Consider the following 21,828-nt stretch of genomic DNA (forward strand, 5'->3'; position numbering starts at 1 on the left):
CAGAAATAGGCGCACACCCCGGTAAGACAGACAAAAATCCGCGTGTGCAGCGTGGGTTGCAAGTTGAACCCGTAATCGTCGCCCGTCGCCGCAACTTGAAGTAGCTATGACTAAAGGAGCATTCCAAATGCCCATGGAGTTGCTGTTTGCTCTTGCACAAAGCCAGCTGCCCACGACTGTGGACAGCCCGGCGGACATTGATCGCCTTCGCGTGTTGGCCGCCGCGGACTTGGTCAAGGCATCGCTGCCCGATGTGGACAGCTCCATTCAGCGGGCGGAAGTGACGGCAATCTCGTTTCAGGGACAGGCCGCCTTGGCCAAGGCGTATCCAGGGCATACCTTTACGTTCCGGACCCACGTGTTGCCAGGGCCGGTTCTTCCGGAATGGCTTGCACCGCTGGACGCGTCACGCGTCGATCGCAAATCCACGAAGACGACGTTGGACTCCTGAGCGCCAGAAGGCCTTTGAAGATATAGCCACTGAGGCAGCGGTCTCGCGCCATAGCCGCTGCCCTCCGTTTGATGCCGCGGTCTTGCGCAGACCGCGCCACAACTTCGAGCACCTTCTTCACTGCAGCAGCACGCCTGCGGGTCCGCAAATGCTAGATCTTCGATGTGGGATGCCCACAGCAGTCCTCCCGCAACTGGCTGACGCTCTGAATTGCTCGATCCGGGCGGCGAGAAACCGGAGGTACGGGCCCATGACACCACGTGCGACTGGCGGCTACCAATTGCAACCAAAGGCAACAAAAGGAGCGTTGTTTCGGGTATCGCTGTTGTCTGACAGACGGTCATTGCGTGGTTTGCTGAAATCAACCCGTCGACCATTGAGGCAACGACCAAGGTCATTGAGATCTACCCCATTTTTCCAAAGGACATCGCCATGAAACGCCACCCACAACAGCCCGGAATGCGTGCTCTTGCTGCGTTTGTAGGTACCGTTGTACTCGCAGTGCTTGCCGCTGTCTCCGCCATAACGCCGGACGTTGTTGTCCAGTCTGCGGATTCGACAGCCATGCTGCCAAGCGGGCTCGAAGAGATTCTTCCGGCCAACCTGTTCGAGTGATCTCGCGCTGACAGGGCAGTAGGCCGAAGTGCCAGCGTCGGACCCGTAGCCTGCCAATTGGGTGCCGCTGCAACAATAACTAGAAAAAACGATAGCATCGGCGTACCATTTGGCGCTGCACACCGCCGTTTCAGGGGGTGGTCCAGAAATGGAGGACGATCATGAACTCCCGTTTTCGAATGCCTGCAGGTTCGCCGATCCAAGCTGTTCGCAACCTGTGGCCCGTTGCAGCCATAGCAGTGGCGGCGGTAGTGCTGGGTTGCACCAGCCCGCGCGATGGAGCGCTGGATGAGTTTTCACGCTGGCACGATGGCGCACGTGCCCAAGCCCAGGCAGGCACGCTGACCTGGAGTGAGTTTTACCGCCAAAGCTTTGACCGGCTGACTGCAATGCCGCCATCGCTCCAGCAGGACACCCGGCTTGAAAATACCGTGCTGCTGCTCTCCACAGCCCGCAAGTACGAATCCCAGGAAATCAGCGCACAGCAATTTGCGTCTGAGCGTGATCACATCGAGAACCAGCTGCAGGCCCGTCTGCGATAAAAAGCCGACTTTGCTCGGGGACCGATCAACTAGGTCACCCAGACTCCAGGCTCCACCCGCCATCGACCGTCAGCGCAGTGGAGCGCCCTGCTCCACGATGGCAATGCGGCGCCGCAACGCTGCGGCAGCCTCTGCGTCCCCTGCTGACTCTGCGCGCTGCTGTTGAAGCACCAGCCAGGCCATGAGCGGTCTGCGCCACCCCTGAGCAGACGCGGTGTCCGTCGCTGCCGCCATCACTGCCGGGTTGGCGCGGCCGGTTTGAAACAGCACACCGGCGGCCACCAGCCGTGACAAGGGGTCTTGCACCGCAGCCAAGGCGGCTGCATCGCCCGTTACCGCCACTTTGCGCTGCGGCTCCGGCAGCAATGGCACTCGGGAAGGCTCCAGACGCCCGGCGAGGTAGTCTGCGTAAGCTATTTCTGCCTCCGCCGCGTCGGCGCGCAGAGCCTCGAAGCGGTCGCAGGGGCCGGGCACCAAGCTCGCCACCAGAGCGGCACAACGCATCAGCTCCAGGCGTGCGAGCAGGTCCGGACGGCCTGTGCGAGCCACTTCGGCGCGGGCCCGGTCCCATTCAAGCCGTTCAACACGGGTGTTGCCCCCAAGGTACGCATCGACCGCCTTTTGGGCCGACGCGTGGGCATTCATCGGCCAGTCCGGCACAGGGGGTTTGCTGGAACAGGCCGTCAACAGCACCACCGCCACCATCGCCGCGCCGAGCGCTGCACTACTCCGACGGGCTTTGCGGATTGGGGAATACCGGCCTGCCTGTCCCATCAGCAGTCTGAAAGCAGCATTGTTCATGGCAGCTTGAGCTCCGTGTCCCGCGCAAAAGGCCACTTGCGATTGATCTCGTTGACCAAGCTTTCGACCTTGCGCAAATTGCTCTCCACCTCGGCCCGCAGGGCGCCCAGGTCGGTCGTGGCCTCGCGGGCGTTGGCACCGATGGCCTGCGCCTCGACCAGCACGGCGTCCACCTTCTGCAAGCTTGTGCGGGTGTCGGCCAGCAGGGCGTTGAGTTGGCCCACGGCGGCGCGCACTTCGGGCACCAGCGCGTCCTTGTTGCCGTCGCTGCCGAAGACCTGGCGGTCGGCGCGGGCGGCCATGCCGTCGAGCCGTGCCAGCAAAGCATTGGTGCGCTCCAGAGTGGACACGATCTTCTTGGCATCGGCCTCGTTGCCCATCAACACGCCCAGGACGCCGCCCGGGCCGTTGAGCCGCTCGGTGAGCGTGCGCACCTGGGCCAGGCTGCCGCCCAGGGCAGCATCCTGCGCAGTCAGTGCGTTGAGGTTGGTGAGCAGCTCGCGCGCTGATGCCATGAGCTGCGGGATCTCGGCCGTGGCGTCGCCGCGCAGCACTGGGCGCACGGCCCCGTCGAGCAGGGGCTCATCGCCGAGCATGCCGGTGTAGGCACGGATGTTGGTGCCACCGACGATGCCACGCACCAGCGTGAACACGCTGGATTGGCGCAGCCAGTGCGCGTCCTTGCGCGGCACGTCGACGATGATGCGGGCGTTGCCCTCGTTCGCCAGTTCGATGCGGCGCACGCGGCCGATGGGAAAGCCCGAGAAGGTCATGTCCATGCCCACGACCACGCCTTCGGAATCGTCGGCCGTCAGCACCAGGGTCTGCGTGGGCTCGAAGGCGCCGCGCGCATACAGCAGGTACAGCCCCGAGCCCACGATGAGCGCCAGCGTGAAGATCAGCAACGCCGCCGCCTTGATCTCCAGATGCGCCACGGGCCGCAGGGTCTCCACGGAAGGCTCGTTCAGCGCATCGGCCGGCGCGGGCGGCGGGCCGGGGGGATGGGTTCGGTGGGATGAGTCGTTCATGGACCAGATAAGGGGTGCAGGGATTTTGCAGGCTGTGGCACAAGGGTGGCGTTAGCGGTCGGTAACGGTCGGTAGCGCGTGGCGGTTATTCGGACGGGCAGAAACGGTCAGTAGTAGTTGCCCATCAGGGAGGCCACTTCGATCAGCAGCAGCACCGCGAACATGCGTGCCAGACCGCCCAGTTCGGAATCAGGCTGCGTGCGATCGCCCGAGTCGTACAGGCCCGCGGCCATCGGTATCAGCGCCACGGCCAGCGCAAAAAACACCGTTTTCATCGCAAACACCATGGTCACGCTGGGGCTGAACACCTGCCCGAACATGCGCGTGTAGCTCTGCAGCCCTGCGAGGTTGAAACCATACACCCCCAGATACGCCAGCACCAGTGACACCACGCAGCTGAGCGCAGCGAGCGTGATGCAGGCGAACACGCCGGCAATCACACGGGGCAGCAACTCGATGCGCACGGGGTCCGAGCCCTGTGAGCGCAGCGCGTCGAAGCGTCCGTTCTGCTGCAGGCGGGTGATCTGCGTGCCGTTGGGAATGGTGCAGCGCATCGCCACGAACAGTGCGGCGGTCAGCGGGATCAGCTCCAGCACCAGCACACGGATCACCATCTCGAGCGCATAGCGCGACAGCCCGTAGCTCAGGGCCGTGACCACCACGATGCGGGTGAGCACCAGACTGATCAGCGCGGCCAGCACCGTGAAGCCCAGCAGCACCGGCGCGGTGTCGAGGTACAGGTGGCGGGCCAGTGCGCGGCGGGTGCCCCGGCCGTAGCTGGACGGCGACAGCACCAGCACCAGCATCACGGCGCCCAGGTAGAGGATGCGCCACCACGCCACCGCCCAGCGCCGCGCAGTGCTCCACACACGTTCGGGTAGGGACAGGCCGGGCAAGCGCGCAATCATGGGGGGATCATAGCGGGCGAGCCGTGGCCGCCATTGCAGGGATGCCTGCTGGTTCTCATGAATTTTTTGGGCCCTACCGCTTGATGGACAAGCGGTACCAGCTATCAATTAAATAGCAAAAGCCTGGAAGTGAAGCACATGCCCACGGACTGGCCTAACCAGCGCCCTGCAGGCCGTATCTGCGCAGCCGTGCCGAGATAGCCGCCGCGCTACACGTGCCGCTTGCCCACACCCGTGCCATTCGCGGCCGCGGGCTGGGCGTCTGCGCGCTCGTGCAGGGCTTCGATGATGTGGCAGTGGGCGTCCGACCCGTCGCAGCGGCCGCGCAGCGCCAGCAAGTCCGCTTCCAGCGCCTGCAGCTCTGCCAGCCGGCTGCGCACGTGCTGCAGATGCTGATCCAGCGTGTCGCGGGCAGCCTCGCAGTCGGCTTTGCGGTTCCAGTCCAGCGCCAGCAGCGTGCGCACCTCGTCCAGCGACATGTCCATGGCACGGCACAGGCGAATGAAGCGCAGGCGGTGAACATCGTCGGCGCTGTAAAGGCGGTAGCTGTTGTCCTCGCGCGCTCCGGGGGCCAGCAGGCCTTCCTTCTCGTAGTAGCGGATGTTGGCGGCCGACACGCCCGACTGGCGGGCCACTTCGCCAATGCGGTACTGGGGGAGTGGGGCAACAGTCTGCGTCATGGCTTGACCTTCAAGTGACTTCAAGGTTTCCAATCATGCCATCGCTTTGCAAAACCATGATCCCTGCAAGGATCACCACCCAGAAAGTCGCCATGTCCGCCAACTGCCAGCACCCACACAACCACCACAAAGATGGCCACGGGCACAGCCACGACCACGGTCCCGCCAGTGCCGACCCGCGCTACCGCCGCATCTTGTGGGTCGCCCTGGTGGTCAATGCCGCCATGTTCGCGCTGGAGATCGGCGCCGGGCTGCAGTCCGGCTCGGCGTCCCTGCTGGCCGACGCCATCGACTTTCTGGGCGACGCTGCCAACTACGCGCTGTCGCTGTGGGTGCTGTCCATGGCCCTGGCGTGGCGTGCCAGGGCGGCGCTTGTCAAAGGCGTGAGCATGCTGGCCTTCGGCATGGCCGTGGTGGGGCGGGTGGCGTGGGGCATCTGGCAAGGCGTTCCGCCCGAACCCCTGACGATGGGGGGCGTCGGCCTGCTGGCACTCGCCGCCAACCTGGGCGTGGCGGTGCTGCTGTACGCCTACCGCGATGGCGACGCCAACATGCGCAGCGTGTGGCTATGCACCCGCAACGACGTGCTGGGCAACCTGGCGGTGATGGTGGCGGCACTGGGCGTGTTTGGCACGGGCACCGCCTGGCCGGACCTGGCAGTGGCAGCGGTCATGGCATGGCTGGCCATCAGCGGCGGCTGGAGCGTGATTCGCCAGGCGCGCCAGGAGCTGGCCACTGGTGCCAACGCCAGCAGCGGCGCGCACTGACATGCGGGTGCATCTGGCCACGCGCCTGGACGCCCCGCCCGACTGGGTGGCCCGGCAATTGCACACCACGGCGGCCTTTCGGCATGTGACGGCGCCGCTGATGCGGTTCCAGCCGGCCAATGGCGAGCCCTGGCCCACCCATTGGACGGCGGGCACGCTGGAGCTTCACATGTGGCTGCTGGGTGTGGTGCCGATGGGATCGCAGACTGTGTGCATTTCCATCGAGCCCGCACAGCAAGCTGGGCAGTGGCCCACCCTGCGGGACAGCGGCCACGGACAACTCCTGCGCCGCTGGGACCATCGCATCACGCTGGAGGCCCTGCCAGACGGGGCCACGCTGTACACCGACGACGTCGATGTCGTGGCACGCCATGTGCCCTGGCTGATGACACCGCTCAGCACTGCGCTGGCCCGCCTGTTCTTTCTGCACCGGCAACGACGCTGGCGCGCCCTGGCCGCGGCGTTCCGCACGCGGGAGCGTACCGCCGACGCGGCGCCTGCGTCGCCAGCCCATCGGCGGCGCGCTGTGGATGATCTGCTGAACACCTTCGACACGATCACAGACGCAGCACCGGCCAGTCGATGGCGGTGGCTGGAGGCTGCGCACGTGCTGGGTCAATCCTCTCTGGGACTGCATTGGCGAACGCACTGCGCGATGCTGCGCTACGCATTGTTGTTGGGGGACCGTCGAGAGGCCATGGGCCAGTTGCTGCGCTTGGCGCTCGTGCCGATCGGCCATCTGTTCGCACGCCTGCCCGCAGGGAACATCGGACGCACGCACGTGAGCGCATTGAAACCCATGGCGCCACCGGCGGAAGTGGAAGGCCTGATCAAGCAGGCTCTCGGCAACTCGGTGCGTTCAACCGACGCCTCGGGTTGTGAAGGTGCGCGGGGCGGAACTGTGCGATCAGCCAAGCCCAGGGCGTGAAATCTATCGGCGCACTGAAGCTCGCGTCCCCATACCCTGCCCCCGGCCGCTGGTGTGCGGAAGCTCACTGCAGCGGTCGAAAAACGCTTCGAGTTCCGTCGACTTGTCAAAAACACCGTCGGCACCCAGCGCCTCGCACTGGCGGCGAATGTCCGCCGTAGCGTAGTTGGACAGCACGTACACCTGCTGTGGCTGCGTGCCCTGGCGGGTGGTGTTGTGCTGCTTGGCCCAAAGCCCTTTTCGGTGCTTGAGTGCCTCCAGCACGTCCAACCCGGAGCCCTCTTCCAGGAAAAGATCCACCACCGCCAGCTGCCAGTCTTCGCTCCATTGCGACAGCGCCTCGATGGCGTCGCTGGCGGTCGCAGCCACGGCGACCACCTGGGCGTCGGCCAATTCTTCCAAGGCAGGTATGAGGGTTTCCTGAATGGTCTTGTTGTCTTCAACGAGGATGGTGCTGAGGGGCATCTGACACCTTGGTCTCTGTTTTATTGGGTGAAGCCTACAATCTCGCTTGATCCGACATCCCGGCGTGTAGGCGATAGCGCCGCGTCCCCGATGGGAGAAGCGAAATCTTCGTACTCAGCGAGACCTTACAAATGCCCGCCGCCCAGCCAACGCCGCCCTCCGACATTGCGCAGATCCTCCAAGACAACCTGGAGGCCGCCGATCAGATCAAGGCTACGGCGAACGAGCTCGATGTGGTGCATGCCGTGCTGGCCACCCAGATACCCCCGGATGCACTCCAGGGCGATCTGGAAGCCGCCGTCAAACGCACGGACCAGCTCGAACAGCAGCTCAGCGAGACAGCCGAAGCACTCGACCAATCCAACGAGCTGCTTCAACGCCACATTGAGAGCGGGTCAAAGGGCTAGGGTCCCTCAACCTGCGCAGGCGTACCTGTCACCTGTCACCTGTCACCTGTCAGAGCCTGTCACTGCGGACGTCCAGCGCACACATGGTGGGCTGACCCACACAGCGTGACCACGCTCCCTCCCCCACAAACCTGAACGCGTCCAGCGGCTACGCCCTGGGGCGCCCCCGCGCAGGGCGGTTGGCCGGGCTGGCGCTTCTCGGCCGTGGGCTGTTGGCGTGCTCCAGCCACAGCAGCGAGTCCATCTGCGACAAAAAACGGCGCAGGTAGTCGGGCGAGAGGTCCTGCATCAGGCTGAGCGAGCGCAGCATCAGCTTGTGCGGATTCAGCGGCCCGGCATTCTCGGGCCCGCGGTCGATGGCCTGTGCGACCTGCTGCTCGGCCGAGATGCGCGACCACACCTCGCTGAACTGGCGCACGCTTTTCATGTCCGACGCACTGGCACCACCTGCGATGCGCACCTGGTCCGCATCCGCCTGGGCCCGCGCGTCCAGCTCGCGGTTGAGCTGCGCAAGTGGCGACTCCACCGGTGATGGCAACGGGGGTACCTTGTCGCACGTTGCCGTCTGGGCTGCTGCGGCGGCCCCCTGCGCGTACGCTGCCAACGCCCGCTGCAGACTCAGCGCCAGCACCTGTTGCACCGCTGCAGGCTGCTGCTGCAAGCGATCTGCCAGGACCTCCAGGTAGCGATAGCGCACCGGGTCGTGGCGGTCGGCCCCCTGGGCGCGCAGTGATTCCAACGTGGGTTCTTCACTCATTGCGCGGGCTTGGCGCTGGAGGTCTTCGGGACAGGGGCCATCTCCACGCGGCGGTTCTGCGCGCGGCCCTTCTCGTCCCCATTGGAGGCCACGGGCTGCTCCGCGCCGAAGGCGGCAGCGAATACCTGCGAAGAGGGCATGCCCTCGTCGATCAACGCCCGCGCCACCGTCAGCGCGCGTTGTGCCGACAGCTCCAGGTTGTCGGCAAAGCGCTGCTGGCTGCCGCGCAGCAGCGTGGTGTTGTCGGTAAAACCGCTGACCATCAGCATCTCGTCGCGCTCGCGCAGGTAGACCTGCAGCGGTTGCACCAGGCTTTTGAGCAACTGGCGCCCCTCGGGCCGCAGCTCGTCGGAGCCCGCCGCGAACAGCACGCTGCCGCTGATGCCGATGCGCCCGTCATTCACCGTGACGCGGCCACTGGCCAGCGGGCCGGCCAGGGCCTTTTCCAGGGCCATGCGCCGCTGCTCCTCGTGTTGGCGCTTTTCCACCTCGTGCTTGAGGCTGGCCACCAGGTCGATCTGCACCACCAGCACGCCCACCAGAATGAGCACAAAAGCGCCCAGCAGGCCCGCCATCAGGTCGCCGAACACCGCCCAGACCGGGGCGGTCTGCTCTGAGCCGTCGTCCATGGTGTCGATGGTGTCGCCCAGCCCCATCATCCGGCCACCTCCGGCTCGGCGGCGGCCACCGCCCTGCCCTTGAGCCGGCGCAGGTCTTCCACAATGCCTTGCTGCGACGCAATGCTCAGGTCGATCACTTCACGCGCCTGCGCCACGTAGTAGGCCAGTTGCTCGTCGCTGCGCGACAAAGACTGTCCGATGGCGCCTTCGATGCGCTGCAGGCTGTCCATGAGCTTGTCGTTGCTGGCGGTGAACAGCCCCACGCCATGGCCGAACGCCTCGCCCAGGCTCGACAGCTCCACCGCGCTGGCGGCCACATGGGTCGCTGCTTCGTCCGCCTTGCCGACCTGGCTGTCCAGCGCCTGTGCGAACTGCGACGCGGCCTGCTCCAGCACCGACGCCGCCGTGCCCACCAGGGACTCGATGGCGCCGCGCTGCTGGGCTGCGGCTTCGTTGACGGACTGCAGCAGCGTGCCCAGTTGCTCCATCATGGCCGTGCGCTCGGCCAGCGCCATGTTGTCGCGCTCGCTCAGCTGCGTCATCTCGTGGCGCAGTTGGGCGATGACCTCGGCCGCGGCCTGCGGCACGTCCGACGCCGTCTGCAGCAGGCGCGTGAGCGGTGCTTCCAGCGCCGACCCGAGCGTGGCCAGGTGCTGGGCCACAGCCTCCTGCAGGGTCTCCAGCCGGTCGACCGCCGCACGCCCGCGTTCGGCCTCGGCATCGCGCAGCGCTGCCAGCTCGGTGCGCCACACGCCTGCCAGCGCATCCATGCGGTCGCCCTGCGCCTGCAGCCACTGGGCCTCCGCGTGGGTGCGGGTGCGCAGCAAGGCTTCGGACTGGTCCATCAGGCGCGCGGTGCCGTCCAGCGTCTTGGCCACCTGCTCGCCCATGCGGCCGGTGAGCCCGGTCACCGCGGTCTCGAGGGCGTCGCACACGGCCTGCTGGCGCTCCAGCGTCTGCGTGCTCACGCGCTGCCATTCGGCCGTCAGCGACTGCCCAATACCTTCCATGGAAGCGTTCCAGCCGGCCAAGCGCGCCTGATCGGCCGATATCTGGGCGGTGTGGGAATGCGCCACCGTGTCCTGCAACGACGACAGCAGCGCGCCGGAGCGTTCGTCGAACGACTGCGTAGCTGCCTGCAGCGACTCGCCCAGTTGCTTCGCGGCGCCTTCGAGCGCCTGCGCCACGCCTTGCTGCTGCGCTGCGGCCTGCTCGCCCGCGCGCTCCCATTGGGCTACCAGTGAGCGGGCCGTGTCTTCCATTGATGCGCGCCAGCCGACAATGCGCTGCGCGTCGGCCGCTGCCTGAGCCGCGTGGGTGTGCGCCACCGTGTCCTGCAGCGATGCGACCAAGGCCGTGGAGCGCTGCTCGAAGGCCTGGGTGGCCGCCAGCAGGGACTGGTCCAGGCGCGCTGTGGCGCCCTCCAGCGCGTCGCGCATGCCCTGCTGCTGTTCCACGGCGCGTGTGCCCGCCCGCTCCCACTGCGCCGCGAGTGTCTCGCCCATGCCCTCCATCGACCGGGTCCACCCGGCCAGGCGCTGTTCGTCGGCCGCCTTCTGGGCGGCGTGCGACTGTGCCGCGGTGTCCTGCAGGGCCGCGTGCAGCGCTGCGGAGCGTTGCTCGAACGACTGGGTCACCGACTGCAGTGCGCCATCGAACCCGCCCATCAGGCGGTCTTGCACCTGCGTGTGCTTGTCCAGCGCCGATGTCCAGGTGTCCGAGACCTGGCGTGCCGTACCCTCCCACTGGGCCGACAGCGCGTGCATCTGGGCTGCGGTGGCATCGGCCAGCCGCTGGTGCGCGCGTTGCGATTCCTGCGCCAGCTCGGCCATGGCCTGCTCGACCACGGGCCGCAGCGTTTCGCCGGCCACGCGGGCGCTGGCGCCCAGGCTGTCGTGCAGCGATGCACCCACGGCGCCCGCCAGTTGGGTGTACGCCGACGACGCCTCGGTGTGAAACTCCTTTTGCTGCGCCAGCAATTGATCGGCCAACTGGTCGTGCCGCCGGTCCAGCCCGTCCACCAGGGCCTGCAGCCGTTCGGCGATCAGCGGCATCGCTTGCGCCTGTTGCTGCAGGGCCTGGAAGGTCTCTTCGCGGCGATGGCTGGCCGAGAACGCGCGGAACACGGTGGGAATGCGTGCGTCGAGCTGGCGCACGGCCGCCAGGCGCTCGCGGCGCGCCATGGCAGACAGCAGGCCCAGCATGGCCGAGGCGGCCACGCCCGCCACCGAAGTACCGAACGACAGGCCCAGGCCCTTGATGGGCTCGGCCAGCGCGGCACGGATGCCCTCCAGACTGCCCGAGGTCTCCAGCGCAAACACCGCGCCCTTGAAGGTGACCACCATCCCGAGGAAGGTGCCCAGCATGCCCAGCATGACCAGCAACCCCACCAGATACGGCGTGAGGGCCGGCCCCGGGAGCACGGCGCGCTCCCCTTCGATGCGCTGGCGCACCGGGTGGCGCAGTGCGGCGGGCAGGCGGTCGAGCCAGGGGCCCAGGTCCACCAGAGGCTGCTGCGACCCCTCCGCCAGCGCGGCGGTCAATGCGGTGGTGCCATGGCGAAACTGCATCAGCTCGAACGCGCCCAGCACATAGACCGCGCCGATCGTCACCGTCATCGCCAGCGCCAGCGGGCTCGACCCCACGAATCCCCACCCTACCCAACCCACTGCCGCCAGGCCCAGGGCAAATACGGCAGCCATCACACTCTTGTTCATTCGTGTCGTTCCATGTTCTCGTTGCGGGCTGCTTCCAGCAGGCCCAGGATCGGTTGCAGCCGCACATGCATCTCGGCCAGAAGCAGCGCCTGCATGTCGCGCTCGAACGCGTGCAGCCACCCGCCGGGCTGCCGCCAGCGCTGTGGTTCATCCGGCAGGCCCTGGGCTGAAAGCCGCTCCTGGTGGGCGCGGCGCAATTGCACCAGGCGCCGGTCCAGGTGGGCGGACAGCGATGCCCACAGGCGCTGCTCGCGCACAAAGCTCAGTTGTTCCATCACGGTATCGAGGGCCGCCAGTTGCCGCAGGCGCCGGGAGCCCTGCGACACCCCGTGGCGCACCTGCGCGCGCAAACCCAGCAGCTTCGCATCCATCTGCTTTTGCAGGCCCAGGTAGCGCGGCGCATGAAAGCCGTACTCGGCCTCGGCCTGCGGGTCGGGCGCCTGGGCACGCGTGTTGTCGGCCCGCTCGCGGGCCGGCTTGGGGGGCACGGGTTTGGACGACGCCAGCGCCGTCAGCTCCGCCTGGGTGCCTTCGAAGGCAGCCTCCAGCGCAACCATGTCCACGCCGGCCGCGTCAGGCGCCAACGCTTGCGGAAACGAGTCGATGGCATGCAGCGACCGACTGAGCGTGACCGCATCCACCGTGCTCAGCCACTGGCCCAGCTCTTGCGCCACATCGGCACGCGCAGCCGCGCCCGCATCGGCCTGCATCCATTGCTGGAGCAGGACCACGAGTCCGGAGCTGCTGAGTGTGTGTTGCGGATACATCCCTGAGAAACCATTCACTGCGACGGCCATCCCCCAAGGGGAGTAAGCACCAGGGAACCGGTCCCCCGCGGGCAAAACCGCCTATTTTCGCAGGAACCGGCCGACCGCCCGCCGCGCGCCCCCCGGGGTTGCAGGTGTTACATCTGCGGCACACCGGCAACCCAAGGGCAACCCATGGGCATTCCGCCCCACCCGCCCTTGATGAGCGACAAGTCCGGCACGCGTATTGCATGGTCCAATCCACGTCCGCACCCCCACGGCCCTGCACTGCCCCATCCATGCCGAGTTCTCCCGCCAGCTCCGTCCCGTCCTCCACCCCACTGCCTGTGGCCGCACCGCCCGCCGCCGTGCCGCACACGCTCACCGAGGACGCGGTGGCCATCTTCACCGGCGTACTGCTCATCTCTCTGGGCGTCGCGTTTTTCACCACTGCGGGCCTGCTCACCGGCGGCACCGCAGGCCTGGCTTTCCTGCTGCACTACGCCACCGGCATCGGTTTCGGCAAGATCTTCTTCGTGCTCAACCTGCCGTTCTACTGGCTGGCATTGCGCAAGCTGGGGCGTGCTTTCACGGTCAAGACCTTCATCGCGGTGCTGCTGCTGTCGCTGCTGACGGAAATGCAGTCGCAATGGCTGCAGTTCGCGCAGCTGCAGCCGCTGTACGCCGCCATCGCCGGTGGTTTGGTCACCGGCACCGGCTTTCTGGTGCTGTTTCGCCACCGCTGCAGCCTGGGCGGCGTGGGCATTGCCGCGCTGTACCTGCAAGACCGCTACGGCTGGCGCGCCGGCAAGGTGCAGATGGCGGTGGATTGCTGCATCGTGCTGCTGGCCCTGTGGACGGTGGAGCCCGTGCGCGTGGCCTGGTCCATGGCGGGCGCCGTGGCGCTGAACCTGGTGCTGGCCATGAACCACCGGCCAGGGCGCTACATGGCGGTCTGAGGCGGACCTTCGTCGCTGCCCGGCGTGTTGCCCTGCGCGGCCGCTGCTCCACCGGTTGCAGGCGCCATGAGCCGCTGCTCGATCTCTTCCATGGGCACGGGCCGGCCCAGCAGGTAGCCCTGCCACAGGTTGCAGCCGTGGCGCTCCAGAAAGGCGCGCTGCTCTTCGGTCTCGACGCCTTCGGCGATCACGTCGATGTCCAGGCTGTGCGCCATGCCGATGATGGTCTGCACGATGAGCGCATCGGCCTGCTGGATGCCGATGTTGCGCACGAAGCTCTGGTCGATCTTGAGCTGGTCCAGCGGCAGCCGCGTGAGGTACGCCAGCGACGACTGCCCGGTACCGAAGTCGTCCATCGAAAACCGCAGCCCCAGGGCACGCAGGGCGTGCATCTTGTCGATGGTGTCTTCCACATTCTCGAGCGCCAGGCTCTCCGTCAGCTCCAGCTTGAGCTGCTCGGGCCTTGCCCCCGTCTCGCGCAGCACCGCCACCACCCGCTCCACGAAGTGGGCGTGGCGGAACTGCCGCGCGCTCACGTTCACGGCCACCTGCAGTGACGACGTTGCGGGATGGCCCTGCCAGCGCCGCAGCTGCAGGCAGGCGGTGCGCAGCACCCATTCGCCGATGGGCACGATCAAACCCGTCTCTTCCGCCAGCGTGATGAACTCCAGCGGAGCCACCATGCCCCGCACCGGGTGGTTCCAGCGGATCAGCGCCTCGGCCCCCACCATGCGCAGGCCGATGCCCATCTGCGGCTGGTAGTGCAGCACGAACTGGCCCTGCTCCAGCGCCACGCGCAAATCGCCTTCCAACGCGGCGCGGGCGGTGACCGCCGCCTGCATCATCGGGTCGAAGAAGCGGATGCTGTCGCGCCCCGCTGTCTTGGCGGCGTACATCGCCAGGTCGGCATGCTTGACCAGGTCTTCCACCGTCTGGCCCTGCGCGTCGAACAGCACGGCGCCCACGCTCGTGGTGCTGTGCACGTGGTGGGATGCCAGCTGGTAGGACTGGTTGAGCGCCAGCAGGATCTTCTCGCCCACGGCCTGGGCCTGCTCGGCCGCCTCGGTGGCCTGCCCGCCCAGGTCTTCCAGCAGCACCAGGAATTCATCGCCCCCGAGCCGCGCCACCGTGTCGCCCTCGCGCACGCAGGCGGACAGGCGCTGCGCGACTTGCTGCAGCAGCACATCGCCCATGTCGTGGCCCAGCGTGTCGTTCAGGGTTTTGAAGTGGTCCAGGTCCAGGCACAGCAGTGCGCCCAGCATGCCGGTGCGGGCACTGGTGGCAAACGCCTGCTGCAGCCGGTCCATCATCAGGCGGCGGTTGGGCAGGTGCGTGAGGGCGTCGTAGAAAGCCAGCGTCTCGATCTCTCGGGCAGCCTGGGTCCGCTGGGTCAGATCGCTGAGCATGCCGACGTAGTGCGTCAGCACGCCGCGCCCGTCGCGCACCGCCGTGATGCCCATGGAGTTCAGGCGCACCTCGCCACTCTTGCAGCGGTTCCAGATCTCGCCGCGCCATTCGCCGGTGGTGTTCAGGCTGGCCCACATGGCATCGAAGAACGATTTGTCGTGGTGGCCGGACGCCAGCAGGCTCGCCGGGCGGCCCACGGCCTCTTCCGCGTCGTAGCCCGTGAGCCGCGTGAAGGCGCGGTTGGTGCGCAGGATGATGGTGTCCGGGCCGGTCACCATCATGCCCTCCTGCGAGTCGAATGCAATGGCTGCGATGCGCAGCTCGCGCTCGTCGCGCCGGCGCGCGGTGATGTCCTTGCCCACGCCCCGGTAGCCGGCGAAACGGCCCTCGTCGTCGAACACCGGCGTGCCGCTGACGGACACCCAGTATTCCTCGCCTGACGGGGCGACGCGTTGGAATTCGAAGTCGCGGAATTCCTCTTGCCGGGCCAGTTGCGCGCGATGCTCCGCCCACTGCGCATCGCTCACGCCTGGGGAGTTCACCTCCCAGCGGGTCTTGCCGATGAGCTTGGCAGCCTCCTGCACGGGCGGGCTTTCGGAGCTGCCCTCCAGCCGCGTGAGGCGCAGCTGCGCATCCTGCTCCCAGTACCAGTCTGACGACAGCGCAGCCAGCGTGCGAAAGCGTGCGGCATTGGCCTGCAGCTGCTCGCGCGCCTGGTAGGCGTCGGTCACGTCGCTGAACACCAGCACCACCCCCACGATCTGGCCCTGCGCGTTGCGGATGGGGGCTGCGCTGTCTGCGATCTGGTACTCGGCGCCGCTGTGCGAGATGAGCGTGGTGTGGTTGCTCAGCTCCACCACTTCGCCGCCCTCCATTACCAACTGCACGGGGTCGAGCTGCGCCTGCCGGGTGCTGGCATTGACCACACGGAACACATCCCGCAGCGGCCGGCCGATGGCCTCGGCCAGTGGCCAGCCCGTCAGGCGCTCGGCCACGGGGTTCATGCGCGTGATGTTGCCTGCTGCATCGGTGGCCATCACCGCGTCGCCAATGGAATGCAGGGTGATGGCAAGGTTCTCTTCGCTCTGGCGCAGCTGGATCTCGGCGGCCTGCCGAGTGCGGGCCATGCGGTCAAAGCGCCGGCCCAGCTCGGACAGCTCGGCCAGGCCCAGCGTGCGCTCGAGCGGCACATGGCGGCCCTGCGCCAGCTCGTCGGTGGCCGCAATCAGCTGCTGCAGGGGCTGGCTGACCGCGCGCCGCACACCCACCCGCGCCAGCAGGAAGGACAGCGCCACACCCATCAGCAGAAAGGCCATGTCGATCCACATGTGCTTGTTGGCCTCGGCGTACAGCGCCCCCAGCGGCACCGTCAGGCTCATGGTGGCCACGGCCTTGCCGCGCGATTCGATCAGCGGCTGGAACACCACCAGGTGCGGCACCTTGGCCGTGGTGCGCTGCAGCACGCCCTGCCCGGACTGCAGCAGTGCGGCGCTGAACTCGGCGTCATCGTCCAGCACCGATCCCAGCTCGGCGGGGTCGGGCGGAAAGCGGGCCAGCACCTTGCCGTCGGGGTCGGTCACGCGGGCCACGGCGCCTTCGGGCAGGCCCAGGTCGGACAGGCGCCGGCTCCACCACTCCAAGCCGACCACCGCCACGGCCGCGCCCACCGGCTGCGTACTGCCCGGTGGAATGACGGGAACCGCAAAGTTCACGCTCGCCACCTGCGCCGCCCGGTCGATCTGGAAGGCCCCGACCGAAAATTCGCGTTCTGTCAGGGCCCGCTGAAAGTACGGCCGGTTGGCGACGTTCACCGGCGCCTTGAGCGGGCGGGCATTGCACAGCAGTTCCCCGTCGGCCCGGGGCACACCGATGTTCACATACAGGGGCTGCAAGGCCAGCACCTCGGCCAAAAAGACGCCGCATGCGGGTTGCGACGGATCGTGCACCTGCGGCAGCGTGGCCAGCTTGCCCAAGAAGTCCTGGGTGTACTGTATGAGCCGCTCCTGGCCCGCCACCACCGCGCGCAGGGTGAGCTGGGCCCGCTCCTGGGCGGCCGACACGCCTGCCAGCCGGTGCTCGCTGGCCTGGTGCACCACCAGTGCCGCGGCGGGGAGCGATGCCACCAGTATCAGCCAACGGATTCTGGCGGAGAGGGTGCTCCAGAGTGCGGCGATCCGAGGCGGCCACGAAGGCATCAGCGACCTTTCAGGGGGACGGGCTTTTTTGCGGGAGGACGTTGGTGGCCAGCGACAGCACCGGCGCCAGTGGCCGGACAGCGCTTGTCCATCCTAAACAAGTCCGCGCGAAATATGTACTCATATTTGCGCATGGCCGCGGCAGACCGGTGTGTAGGAAGACACCCTCACGGCTGGCCGGGTGGCATGAGCGCGGCATCGGAGCCCCGCGGACGGCTCCTTTATCATCACGGGATGCGTCGCGGCTTTCACTTCGTGCTGATGGTGGTACTGGTCCTCAGGGGCTTGATGGGCACTGCCATGGCCGCGGGCATGCTGCCGTCGGTACCGGCCAGCCCGGCACCTTCCCCAGTACACGGCGCCACAGGGGCCCACCATGCTCCCGCATCCTCTGCACAGGCCGCACCCGCGGGGGCGCCGCACGGCTTCAGCCCGGCCATTGTGGGCGTACCGGATGCCGGCCACGACCAGGGACATGAGCATGGCCATGACCACGATCATGATCACGACCACGGTCACAACAACAACGGCCAGGCACCCGCAGAGGCCTTGCCGACTGTCGCCTGCCACGGTGCAACCGACGCCACAGGCGCCTGCAGCGCGCACAGCCACCACACCAGCACCTGTTCGGCCTGCGACATCTGCCACTCGGCCATGCTCGAAGCCCCGGCAGCGCTGAGCCCCGCGCCCACGCCGCAGCGCTCGGCCTTGCCCCGCGCGTTCGCGCAGTTCGCCAGCGCCCCCGCGGCGCGCGCCATCAAGCCCCCCATCGCCTGATCTCCAACGCCCGAAGTGCGTCTGCACTCGGGGCCTGTGGCGCCTGCGTGGCGTGACTGCGCAGTTGGAGCGGCGACTTTCCCCCCTGCTGACCGAGGCACCAGCCTGCACACCGCAGCGCTGCAGCCCACGGAACGTGCGGGGCGAAAAGCGCCGAACACCGCGTGCGATCACACCACCAGACGCCCCCAGACCCCGACACCCCGGCTGCGTGCCCGCACCAGCCTGCAGCGCTCCCACGATTTCGTTGTCTGGAGATCTCCATGCGCTTTTCTGCACACCCATTTTTTCTGCGGACCTCGCGGCACACCGCGCACCTTGCGCTGATGGCGCCCTTGCTCGCGCCGCTGGCCCTGGCAAGCCCCGCACTCGTCCACGCAGCGGGCGCTGGCACCGAGCCCGCCGTCCGTCACGGGGCCGCCGACCCTGATGCGCCCACCGCCCCGCCCACCCACCAAAGCCTGGGGCCTCAGCCCCCTCTGGCCGACGCCGCAGCGCAGCCCGTGCCCTGGCCACAGGCCAACGAGGCAGTGGCCGCATTTCCCCGCGGCCATGCGGACATCCTGGCGTGGGAGGCCCGCGAGCGAGCGGCGCGCCGACCTGCAGCGCCCGCCGCGCCAAGTGCCGGACCTCACCACCACCCCGCAGCACCGGGAGGCCGGCCATGAGCCGCAGCACCCTCCCCGCCGCAACCGCGGCGCGCGCTGGCCGCCGCGCCCCCTGCCGCTGGAGCCTGCTGGCCGCGGCAGCCCTGCTCGCCGGCTGCGCCAGCGTGTCACCCGACGGCCTGCGGGGCGACGTGGCCGCGCTCACCGCCCACCGCACCGGCAGCACATCCCAGGCGGCGTTGCCTCCCGCCGGCGCTGCTGCCAATGCGCAGGCACAGCAGGCAATGCAAGCGCTGCTGGCAACGCCGCTCACGCAGGATGCTGCCGTGCGCATCGCACTCCTGAACAACCCCGGGCTGCACGCCCGGCTTGCCGCGCTGGGTGTGGCCGATGCCGAGCGCGTGCAGGCCATCACGCTGCCCAACCCGCATGTCTCGCTCGCGCGGCTTCAAAACGCCCACGAGCGCGAGATAGAACGCAGCCTGGCCTTCAACCTGCTCGACCTCGTGACGCTGCCCTGGCGCACCGAGCGGCAGGCCGAGCGCCTGCAGATCGCCACGCTGCACACGGCGCAGCAGGTGGTGGTGCTCGCGGCCGACACGCGGCGCGCCTGGCTGCGCGCGGTGGCGGCGCAGGAGGTGGCCGGCGCGCACGACCGCATGGCAGCGGCGGCCCAAACGGGCACCGAGCTGGCCCGCCGCATGGTGCGCGCAGGCAACTGGAGCCGCCTGCAGCTGGCCCGCGAGCAGGCCGTGCTGCACGAGGTGAATGCCCAGCGCGCCCGTGCCCGGCTGGCAGCCGCCACCGAGCGCGAGCAGCTGAGCCGCCTGATGGGCCTGTGGGGCCTGGCGGCGCAGCAGTACACGCTGGCCGACCGTTTGCCCGCGCTGCCTGCCGACCCGCTGCCTGCGGAGGGCCTGGAGGCCACCGCGCTGCGCGAGCGGCTGGACGTGCAGGCCGCGCGCCGACGGCTGGACACCGACGCCCGCCAGCAGGGCTGGCGCCGCGCGGGCGCCGTGTTCGGCGACATCGGCCTGGCCTATCAGCGCAACACCACGGCAGAGCGCGACACCGGCCACCGCGAGATCACCCGCGGGTGGGAGCTGGACCTGCCCCTGCCCTTGTTCGACTGGGGTGGTGCTGCCCGCACCCGTGCCCAGGCGCAGACGGAGCTCAGTGCAGCGCAGTTGCAGGACACCGCCGTGCGCGCCCGCGCCGAGGTGCGTGCCGCGTGGCTGACCTACCGCACAGCGCTCGACCTGGCGCACCAGCAGCAGGGCGAGGTCGTGCCGCTGCGCCAGTTCATCACCGACGAGACCACCCTGCGCTACAACGGCATGCTCGCCAGCGTGTGGGAGCTGCTGGCCCAGGCGCGCAGCAGCACCCAGGCCGTGGCCGATGCGATCAACGCACAGCGCGACTTCTGGCTGGCCGAGACCGACCTGCAACTGGCCCTCACCGGTACGTCGCCCGGTACGTCGCCCGGGGCCCTGCAGGGCCTGGCTTCGGGCGCCGCAGCCCCCTCCACATCACAAGGCCATTGATCATGAACCGCCGCCATTTCTTCTCCGGCGCGGCCACAGCCGTGGCCGCCGCATCCGTCAACAGCGTGGCCCTGGCCGCACTGCCCGAACCCGCCGTGCAGGCGAGTGCCGACACCGCGCCCCCGCTGCACCCGCCCACCGGCAGGCCCTACCACCCCGTGGTCACGCTCAACGGCTGGACGACCCCGTGGCGCATGAACGCAGGCGTCAAGGAGTTCCACCTGGTGGCCGAGCCCGTGGTGCGCGAAGTCGCCCCGGGCTTTGTCGTCAACATGTGGGGCTACAACGGCCAAAGCCCCGGTCCCACCATCGAGGTGGTCGAAGGCGACCGCGTGCGCATCTTCGTGACCAACCGGCTGCCCGAGCACACCACCATCCACTGGCACGGCCAGCGCCTGCCCAACGGCATGGACGGCGTGGGCGGGCTCAACCAGCCGGCCATCCAGCCGGGCAAGACCTTCGTCTACGAGTTCGTGGCGCGCCGCCCCGGCACCTTCATGTACCACCCGCATGCCGACGAAATGGTGCAGATGGCCATGGGCATGATGGGCCTGTGGATCACGCACCCCAAGGCTGCGCATCCGCTCATTGCGCCGGTGCAGCGCGACTACGCGTTCCTGCTCAACGCCTTCGACGTGGAGCCCGGCGCGCGCACCCCCAAGGTCAACACCATGCTGGACCACAACATCTGGTGCTGGAACAGCCGCGTCTTTCCGGCCATCAGCCCGCTGGTGGCGCGCCAGGGCGAGCGCGTGCGCATCCGCGTGGGCAACCTCACCATGACCAACCACCCCATCCACATCCACGGCCACGAGTTCGAAGTCACCGGCACCGACGGCGGCCCCGTGCCGCGCAGTGCACGCTGGCCCGAAGTGACGACCGACGTGGCCGTGGGCCAGATGCGGCAGATCGAGTTCATTGCGGACGAGCCCGGCGACTGGGCCTTTCACTGCCACAAGAGCCACCACACCATGGGCGCCATGGGGCACGACGTACCCACCATGATCGGCGTTCAGCATGAAGGCCTGGTCGGCCAGATCCAGAAGATCGTGCCCGACTACATGGTGATGGGCGAGCGCGGCATGGCCGACATGGGCGCGATGGAGATGCCCCTGCCGGAGAACACCTTCCCCATGATGACCGGCACCGGCCCCTACGGCCCGCTGGAGATGGGCGGCATGTTCACCACCTTCAAGGTGCGCGCGGACCAGGCGGCGGGCGACTACCGCGACCCCGGCGACTACCCGCAGCCGCCCGGCACCCAGGCCTATGAATGGCAGGGCACGCCCGCCAGCACACCCCCTGCCCCACGCACCAGCAACCCGGGCACCGCCCCGGGGGCGCCCAACGCCCGCAAGCCCGCGCCCGGCGGCCACGCGCACTGACCACGGAGATCCATATTCATGAATGCTATTCAATTGATAGCTGCTTGCGCTCTACTGGCAAGCGGTAGCGCCTCTTTTTCTCATGAAAACACACCGCACCACACCCGCAGCGCGCCCGCAGCCAAGGAGCAAAAGGCCTGGGGCATCGCAGGCGACGCCCGGGCGGTGGCCCGCACCATCACCATCCGCATGACCGACGACATGCGCTTCACGCCCAGCCGCATCGTGGTGCGTGAAGGCGAGACCGTGCGCCTGCGCGCCGAGAACAAGGGCCGGGTGCTGCACGAGATCGTGATCGGCACCCGGGCCGACCTGGATGCGCATGCCGAGCTGATGGCCAAACACCCCGGCATGGAGCACGACGAGCCCCACATGGCCCATGTGGGCGCGGGCCAAAAGGGCAACATCGTGTGGCAGTTCAACCGCCCCGGCGAGTTCGACTTTGCCTGCCTCATCCCCGGCCACTACCAGGCGGGCATGACCGGGACTATCACGGTGAGCCCCCCCTGAGGCGCTGCGCG

The 21,828-nt window shown here is 68.0% G+C and carries 22 protein-coding genes; 12 read left to right on the forward strand and 10 right to left on the reverse strand.

Annotated features, from left to right (window positions below):
* Window positions 1-127: 127 nt before the first annotated feature.
* The 3 genes from ACSQ3N_RS16930 to ACSQ3N_RS16940 all read left to right on the forward strand — a co-directional run bounded on the left by ACSQ3N_RS16930 (window position 128) and on the right by ACSQ3N_RS16940 (window position 1,608).
* On the forward strand, window positions 128-451 hold the full coding sequence (locus tag ACSQ3N_RS16930) for a hypothetical protein (RefSeq protein ID WP_436146887.1): 324 nt from the start codon (window positions 128-130) through the stop codon (window positions 449-451).
* Between the two features lie 432 nt (window positions 452-883).
* Complete coding sequence (locus ACSQ3N_RS16935; protein WP_082517093.1) at window positions 884-1,066, forward strand: hypothetical protein; 183 nt, start codon at window positions 884-886, stop codon at window positions 1,064-1,066.
* A 161-nt stretch (window positions 1,067-1,227) separates the two neighbouring features.
* A complete protein-coding gene (locus ACSQ3N_RS16940; protein WP_056172291.1) occupies window positions 1,228-1,608 on the forward strand; it encodes a hypothetical protein in 381 nt (126 codons plus the stop codon).
* 69 nt (window positions 1,609-1,677) lie between these two features.
* On the opposite strand, the gene ACSQ3N_RS16945 is transcribed toward ACSQ3N_RS16940, so the two are convergent.
* The 4 genes from ACSQ3N_RS16945 to ACSQ3N_RS16960 all read right to left on the reverse strand — a co-directional run bounded on the left by ACSQ3N_RS16945 (window position 1,678) and on the right by ACSQ3N_RS16960 (window position 5,025).
* Window positions 1,678-2,253, reverse strand: a complete 576-nt coding sequence (locus ACSQ3N_RS16945) for a hypothetical protein (protein ID WP_436146888.1) — start codon at window positions 2,251-2,253, stop codon at window positions 1,678-1,680.
* 152 nt (window positions 2,254-2,405) lie between these two features.
* Complete coding sequence (locus tag ACSQ3N_RS16950) at window positions 2,406-3,437, reverse strand: MlaD family protein (protein WP_436146889.1); 1,032 nt, start codon at window positions 3,435-3,437, stop codon at window positions 2,406-2,408.
* Window positions 3,438-3,544: 107 nt separating this feature from the next.
* Complete coding sequence (locus ACSQ3N_RS16955; RefSeq protein ID WP_436146890.1) at window positions 3,545-4,345, reverse strand: MlaE family ABC transporter permease; 801 nt, start codon at window positions 4,343-4,345, stop codon at window positions 3,545-3,547.
* A gap of 209 nt (window positions 4,346-4,554) precedes the next feature.
* Window positions 4,555-5,025 carry a Cd(II)/Pb(II)-responsive transcriptional regulator gene (locus ACSQ3N_RS16960; protein WP_436146891.1) on the reverse strand — a complete coding sequence of 157 codons (471 nt, stop codon included), beginning with the start codon at window positions 5,023-5,025 and terminating at the stop codon, window positions 4,555-4,557.
* Window positions 5,026-5,117: 92 nt separating this feature from the next.
* On the opposite strand from ACSQ3N_RS16960, the gene ACSQ3N_RS16965 reads away from it, so the two are divergent.
* Both ACSQ3N_RS16965 and ACSQ3N_RS16970 read left to right on the forward strand, forming a co-directional pair.
* Window positions 5,118-5,792 carry a cation transporter gene (locus tag ACSQ3N_RS16965; protein ID WP_436146892.1) on the forward strand — a complete coding sequence of 225 codons (675 nt, stop codon included), beginning with the start codon at window positions 5,118-5,120 and terminating at the stop codon, window positions 5,790-5,792.
* Between the two features lies 1 nt (window position 5,793).
* Entirely contained in the window at window positions 5,794-6,720 is a 927-nt protein-coding gene (locus ACSQ3N_RS16970; protein WP_436146893.1) for a DUF3703 domain-containing protein, read from the forward strand.
* Window positions 6,721-6,723: 3 nt separating this feature from the next.
* On the opposite strand, the gene ACSQ3N_RS16975 is transcribed toward ACSQ3N_RS16970, so the two are convergent.
* A complete protein-coding gene (locus ACSQ3N_RS16975) occupies window positions 6,724-7,185 on the reverse strand; it encodes a response regulator (protein ID WP_436146894.1) in 462 nt (153 codons plus the stop codon).
* A gap of 131 nt (window positions 7,186-7,316) precedes the next feature.
* On the opposite strand from ACSQ3N_RS16975, the gene ACSQ3N_RS16980 reads away from it, so the two are divergent.
* A complete protein-coding gene (locus ACSQ3N_RS16980) occupies window positions 7,317-7,592 on the forward strand; it encodes a hypothetical protein (protein WP_436146895.1) in 276 nt (91 codons plus the stop codon).
* A gap of 148 nt (window positions 7,593-7,740) precedes the next feature.
* On the opposite strand, the gene ACSQ3N_RS16985 is transcribed toward ACSQ3N_RS16980, so the two are convergent.
* The 4 genes from ACSQ3N_RS16985 to ACSQ3N_RS17000 are packed head-to-tail and all read right to left on the reverse strand — an operon-like array spanning window position 7,741 to window position 12,483.
* Entirely contained in the window at window positions 7,741-8,349 is a 609-nt protein-coding gene (locus tag ACSQ3N_RS16985) for a DUF2894 domain-containing protein (protein ID WP_436146896.1), read from the reverse strand.
* On the reverse strand, window positions 8,346-9,008 hold the full coding sequence (locus ACSQ3N_RS16990; protein ID WP_436146897.1) for an OmpA family protein: 663 nt from the start codon (window positions 9,006-9,008) through the stop codon (window positions 8,346-8,348). The genes ACSQ3N_RS16985 and ACSQ3N_RS16990 overlap by 4 nt, the downstream gene beginning before the upstream one ends.
* Entirely contained in the window at window positions 9,005-11,686 is a 2,682-nt protein-coding gene (locus ACSQ3N_RS16995; protein WP_436146898.1) for a DUF802 domain-containing protein, read from the reverse strand. Before ACSQ3N_RS16995 ends, ACSQ3N_RS16990 begins: the two co-directional genes overlap by 4 nt.
* A complete protein-coding gene (locus ACSQ3N_RS17000; protein WP_436146899.1) occupies window positions 11,683-12,483 on the reverse strand; it encodes a DUF3348 family protein in 801 nt (266 codons plus the stop codon). The genes ACSQ3N_RS16995 and ACSQ3N_RS17000 overlap by 4 nt, the downstream gene beginning before the upstream one ends.
* Before the next feature lie 248 nt (window positions 12,484-12,731).
* Between ACSQ3N_RS17000 and ACSQ3N_RS17005 the strand changes: the two genes are divergently transcribed.
* Window positions 12,732-13,391, forward strand: coding sequence for a YitT family protein (locus ACSQ3N_RS17005; RefSeq protein WP_436146900.1), 660 nt, complete (start codon window positions 12,732-12,734; stop codon window positions 13,389-13,391).
* On the opposite strand, the gene ACSQ3N_RS17010 is transcribed toward ACSQ3N_RS17005, so the two are convergent.
* Window positions 13,376-16,921, reverse strand: coding sequence for an EAL domain-containing protein (locus ACSQ3N_RS17010; protein ID WP_436146901.1), 3,546 nt, complete (start codon window positions 16,919-16,921; stop codon window positions 13,376-13,378). The genes ACSQ3N_RS17005 and ACSQ3N_RS17010 overlap by 16 nt on opposite strands.
* Window positions 16,922-17,227: 306 nt before the next feature.
* Between ACSQ3N_RS17010 and ACSQ3N_RS17015 the strand changes: the two genes are divergently transcribed.
* From ACSQ3N_RS17015 to ACSQ3N_RS17035, 5 genes are all read left to right on the forward strand, one after another.
* Window positions 17,228-17,770: a hypothetical protein gene (locus ACSQ3N_RS17015; protein ID WP_436146902.1), complete on the forward strand. Its 543-nt coding sequence runs from the start codon at window positions 17,228-17,230 to the stop codon at window positions 17,768-17,770.
* A gap of 326 nt (window positions 17,771-18,096) precedes the next feature.
* Complete coding sequence (locus ACSQ3N_RS17020) at window positions 18,097-18,438, forward strand: hypothetical protein (protein WP_436146903.1); 342 nt, start codon at window positions 18,097-18,099, stop codon at window positions 18,436-18,438.
* A complete protein-coding gene (locus ACSQ3N_RS17025) occupies window positions 18,435-19,922 on the forward strand; it encodes a TolC family protein (protein ID WP_436146904.1) in 1,488 nt (495 codons plus the stop codon). Before ACSQ3N_RS17020 ends, ACSQ3N_RS17025 begins: the two co-directional genes overlap by 4 nt.
* 2 nt (window positions 19,923-19,924) lie before the next feature.
* Window positions 19,925-21,307, forward strand: a complete 1,383-nt coding sequence (locus ACSQ3N_RS17030) for a multicopper oxidase family protein (RefSeq protein WP_436146905.1) — start codon at window positions 19,925-19,927, stop codon at window positions 21,305-21,307.
* A gap of 18 nt (window positions 21,308-21,325) precedes the next feature.
* Window positions 21,326-21,817 carry a cupredoxin domain-containing protein gene (locus ACSQ3N_RS17035; RefSeq protein ID WP_436146906.1) on the forward strand — a complete coding sequence of 164 codons (492 nt, stop codon included), beginning with the start codon at window positions 21,326-21,328 and terminating at the stop codon, window positions 21,815-21,817.
* The last annotated feature ends 11 nt before the right edge of the window (window positions 21,818-21,828 follow it).

The organism is Acidovorax sp. LjRoot194, from assembly GCF_964253015.1.
In the GTDB taxonomy this organism is placed as follows: domain Bacteria; phylum Pseudomonadota; class Gammaproteobacteria; order Burkholderiales; family Burkholderiaceae_C; genus Acidovorax.

Bases quoted from the DNA above. Each gene is read 5' to 3' on its own strand.
- ACSQ3N_RS16930 (WP_436146887.1), top strand. From the start codon at position 128: ATGCCCATGGAGTTGCTGTTTGCTCTTGCACAAAGCCAGCTGCCCACG.
- ACSQ3N_RS16990 (WP_436146897.1), bottom strand. From the start codon at position 9,008: ATGATGGGGCTGGGCGACACCATCGACACCATGGACGACGGCTCAGAG.
- ACSQ3N_RS16950 (WP_436146889.1), bottom strand. From the start codon at position 3,437: ATGAACGACTCATCCCACCGAACCCATCCCCCCGGCCCGCCGCCCGCG.
- ACSQ3N_RS17005 (WP_436146900.1), top strand. From the start codon at position 12,732: ATGCCGAGTTCTCCCGCCAGCTCCGTCCCGTCCTCCACCCCACTGCCT.
- ACSQ3N_RS16965 (WP_436146892.1), top strand. From the start codon at position 5,118: ATGTCCGCCAACTGCCAGCACCCACACAACCACCACAAAGATGGCCAC.
- ACSQ3N_RS16985 (WP_436146896.1), bottom strand. From the start codon at position 8,349: ATGAGTGAAGAACCCACGTTGGAATCACTGCGCGCCCAGGGGGCCGAC.
- ACSQ3N_RS16975 (WP_436146894.1), bottom strand. From the start codon at position 7,185: ATGCCCCTCAGCACCATCCTCGTTGAAGACAACAAGACCATTCAGGAA.
- ACSQ3N_RS16960 (WP_436146891.1), bottom strand. From the start codon at position 5,025: ATGACGCAGACTGTTGCCCCACTCCCCCAGTACCGCATTGGCGAAGTG.
- ACSQ3N_RS17015 (WP_436146902.1), top strand. From the start codon at position 17,228: ATGCGTCGCGGCTTTCACTTCGTGCTGATGGTGGTACTGGTCCTCAGG.
- ACSQ3N_RS16970 (WP_436146893.1), top strand. From the start codon at position 5,794: ATGCGGGTGCATCTGGCCACGCGCCTGGACGCCCCGCCCGACTGGGTG.
- ACSQ3N_RS16940 (WP_056172291.1), top strand. From the start codon at position 1,228: ATGAACTCCCGTTTTCGAATGCCTGCAGGTTCGCCGATCCAAGCTGTT.
- ACSQ3N_RS16935 (WP_082517093.1), top strand. From the start codon at position 884: ATGAAACGCCACCCACAACAGCCCGGAATGCGTGCTCTTGCTGCGTTT.
- ACSQ3N_RS16955 (WP_436146890.1), bottom strand. From the start codon at position 4,345: ATGATTGCGCGCTTGCCCGGCCTGTCCCTACCCGAACGTGTGTGGAGC.
- ACSQ3N_RS16980 (WP_436146895.1), top strand. From the start codon at position 7,317: ATGCCCGCCGCCCAGCCAACGCCGCCCTCCGACATTGCGCAGATCCTC.
- ACSQ3N_RS17030 (WP_436146905.1), top strand. From the start codon at position 19,925: ATGAACCGCCGCCATTTCTTCTCCGGCGCGGCCACAGCCGTGGCCGCC.
- ACSQ3N_RS17020 (WP_436146903.1), top strand. From the start codon at position 18,097: ATGGCGCCCTTGCTCGCGCCGCTGGCCCTGGCAAGCCCCGCACTCGTC.
- ACSQ3N_RS16995 (WP_436146898.1), bottom strand. From the start codon at position 11,686: ATGAACAAGAGTGTGATGGCTGCCGTATTTGCCCTGGGCCTGGCGGCA.
- ACSQ3N_RS17025 (WP_436146904.1), top strand. From the start codon at position 18,435: ATGAGCCGCAGCACCCTCCCCGCCGCAACCGCGGCGCGCGCTGGCCGC.
- ACSQ3N_RS16945 (WP_436146888.1), bottom strand. From the start codon at position 2,253: ATGAATGCCCACGCGTCGGCCCAAAAGGCGGTCGATGCGTACCTTGGG.
- ACSQ3N_RS17035 (WP_436146906.1), top strand. From the start codon at position 21,326: ATGAATGCTATTCAATTGATAGCTGCTTGCGCTCTACTGGCAAGCGGT.
- ACSQ3N_RS17000 (WP_436146899.1), bottom strand. From the start codon at position 12,483: ATGGCCGTCGCAGTGAATGGTTTCTCAGGGATGTATCCGCAACACACA.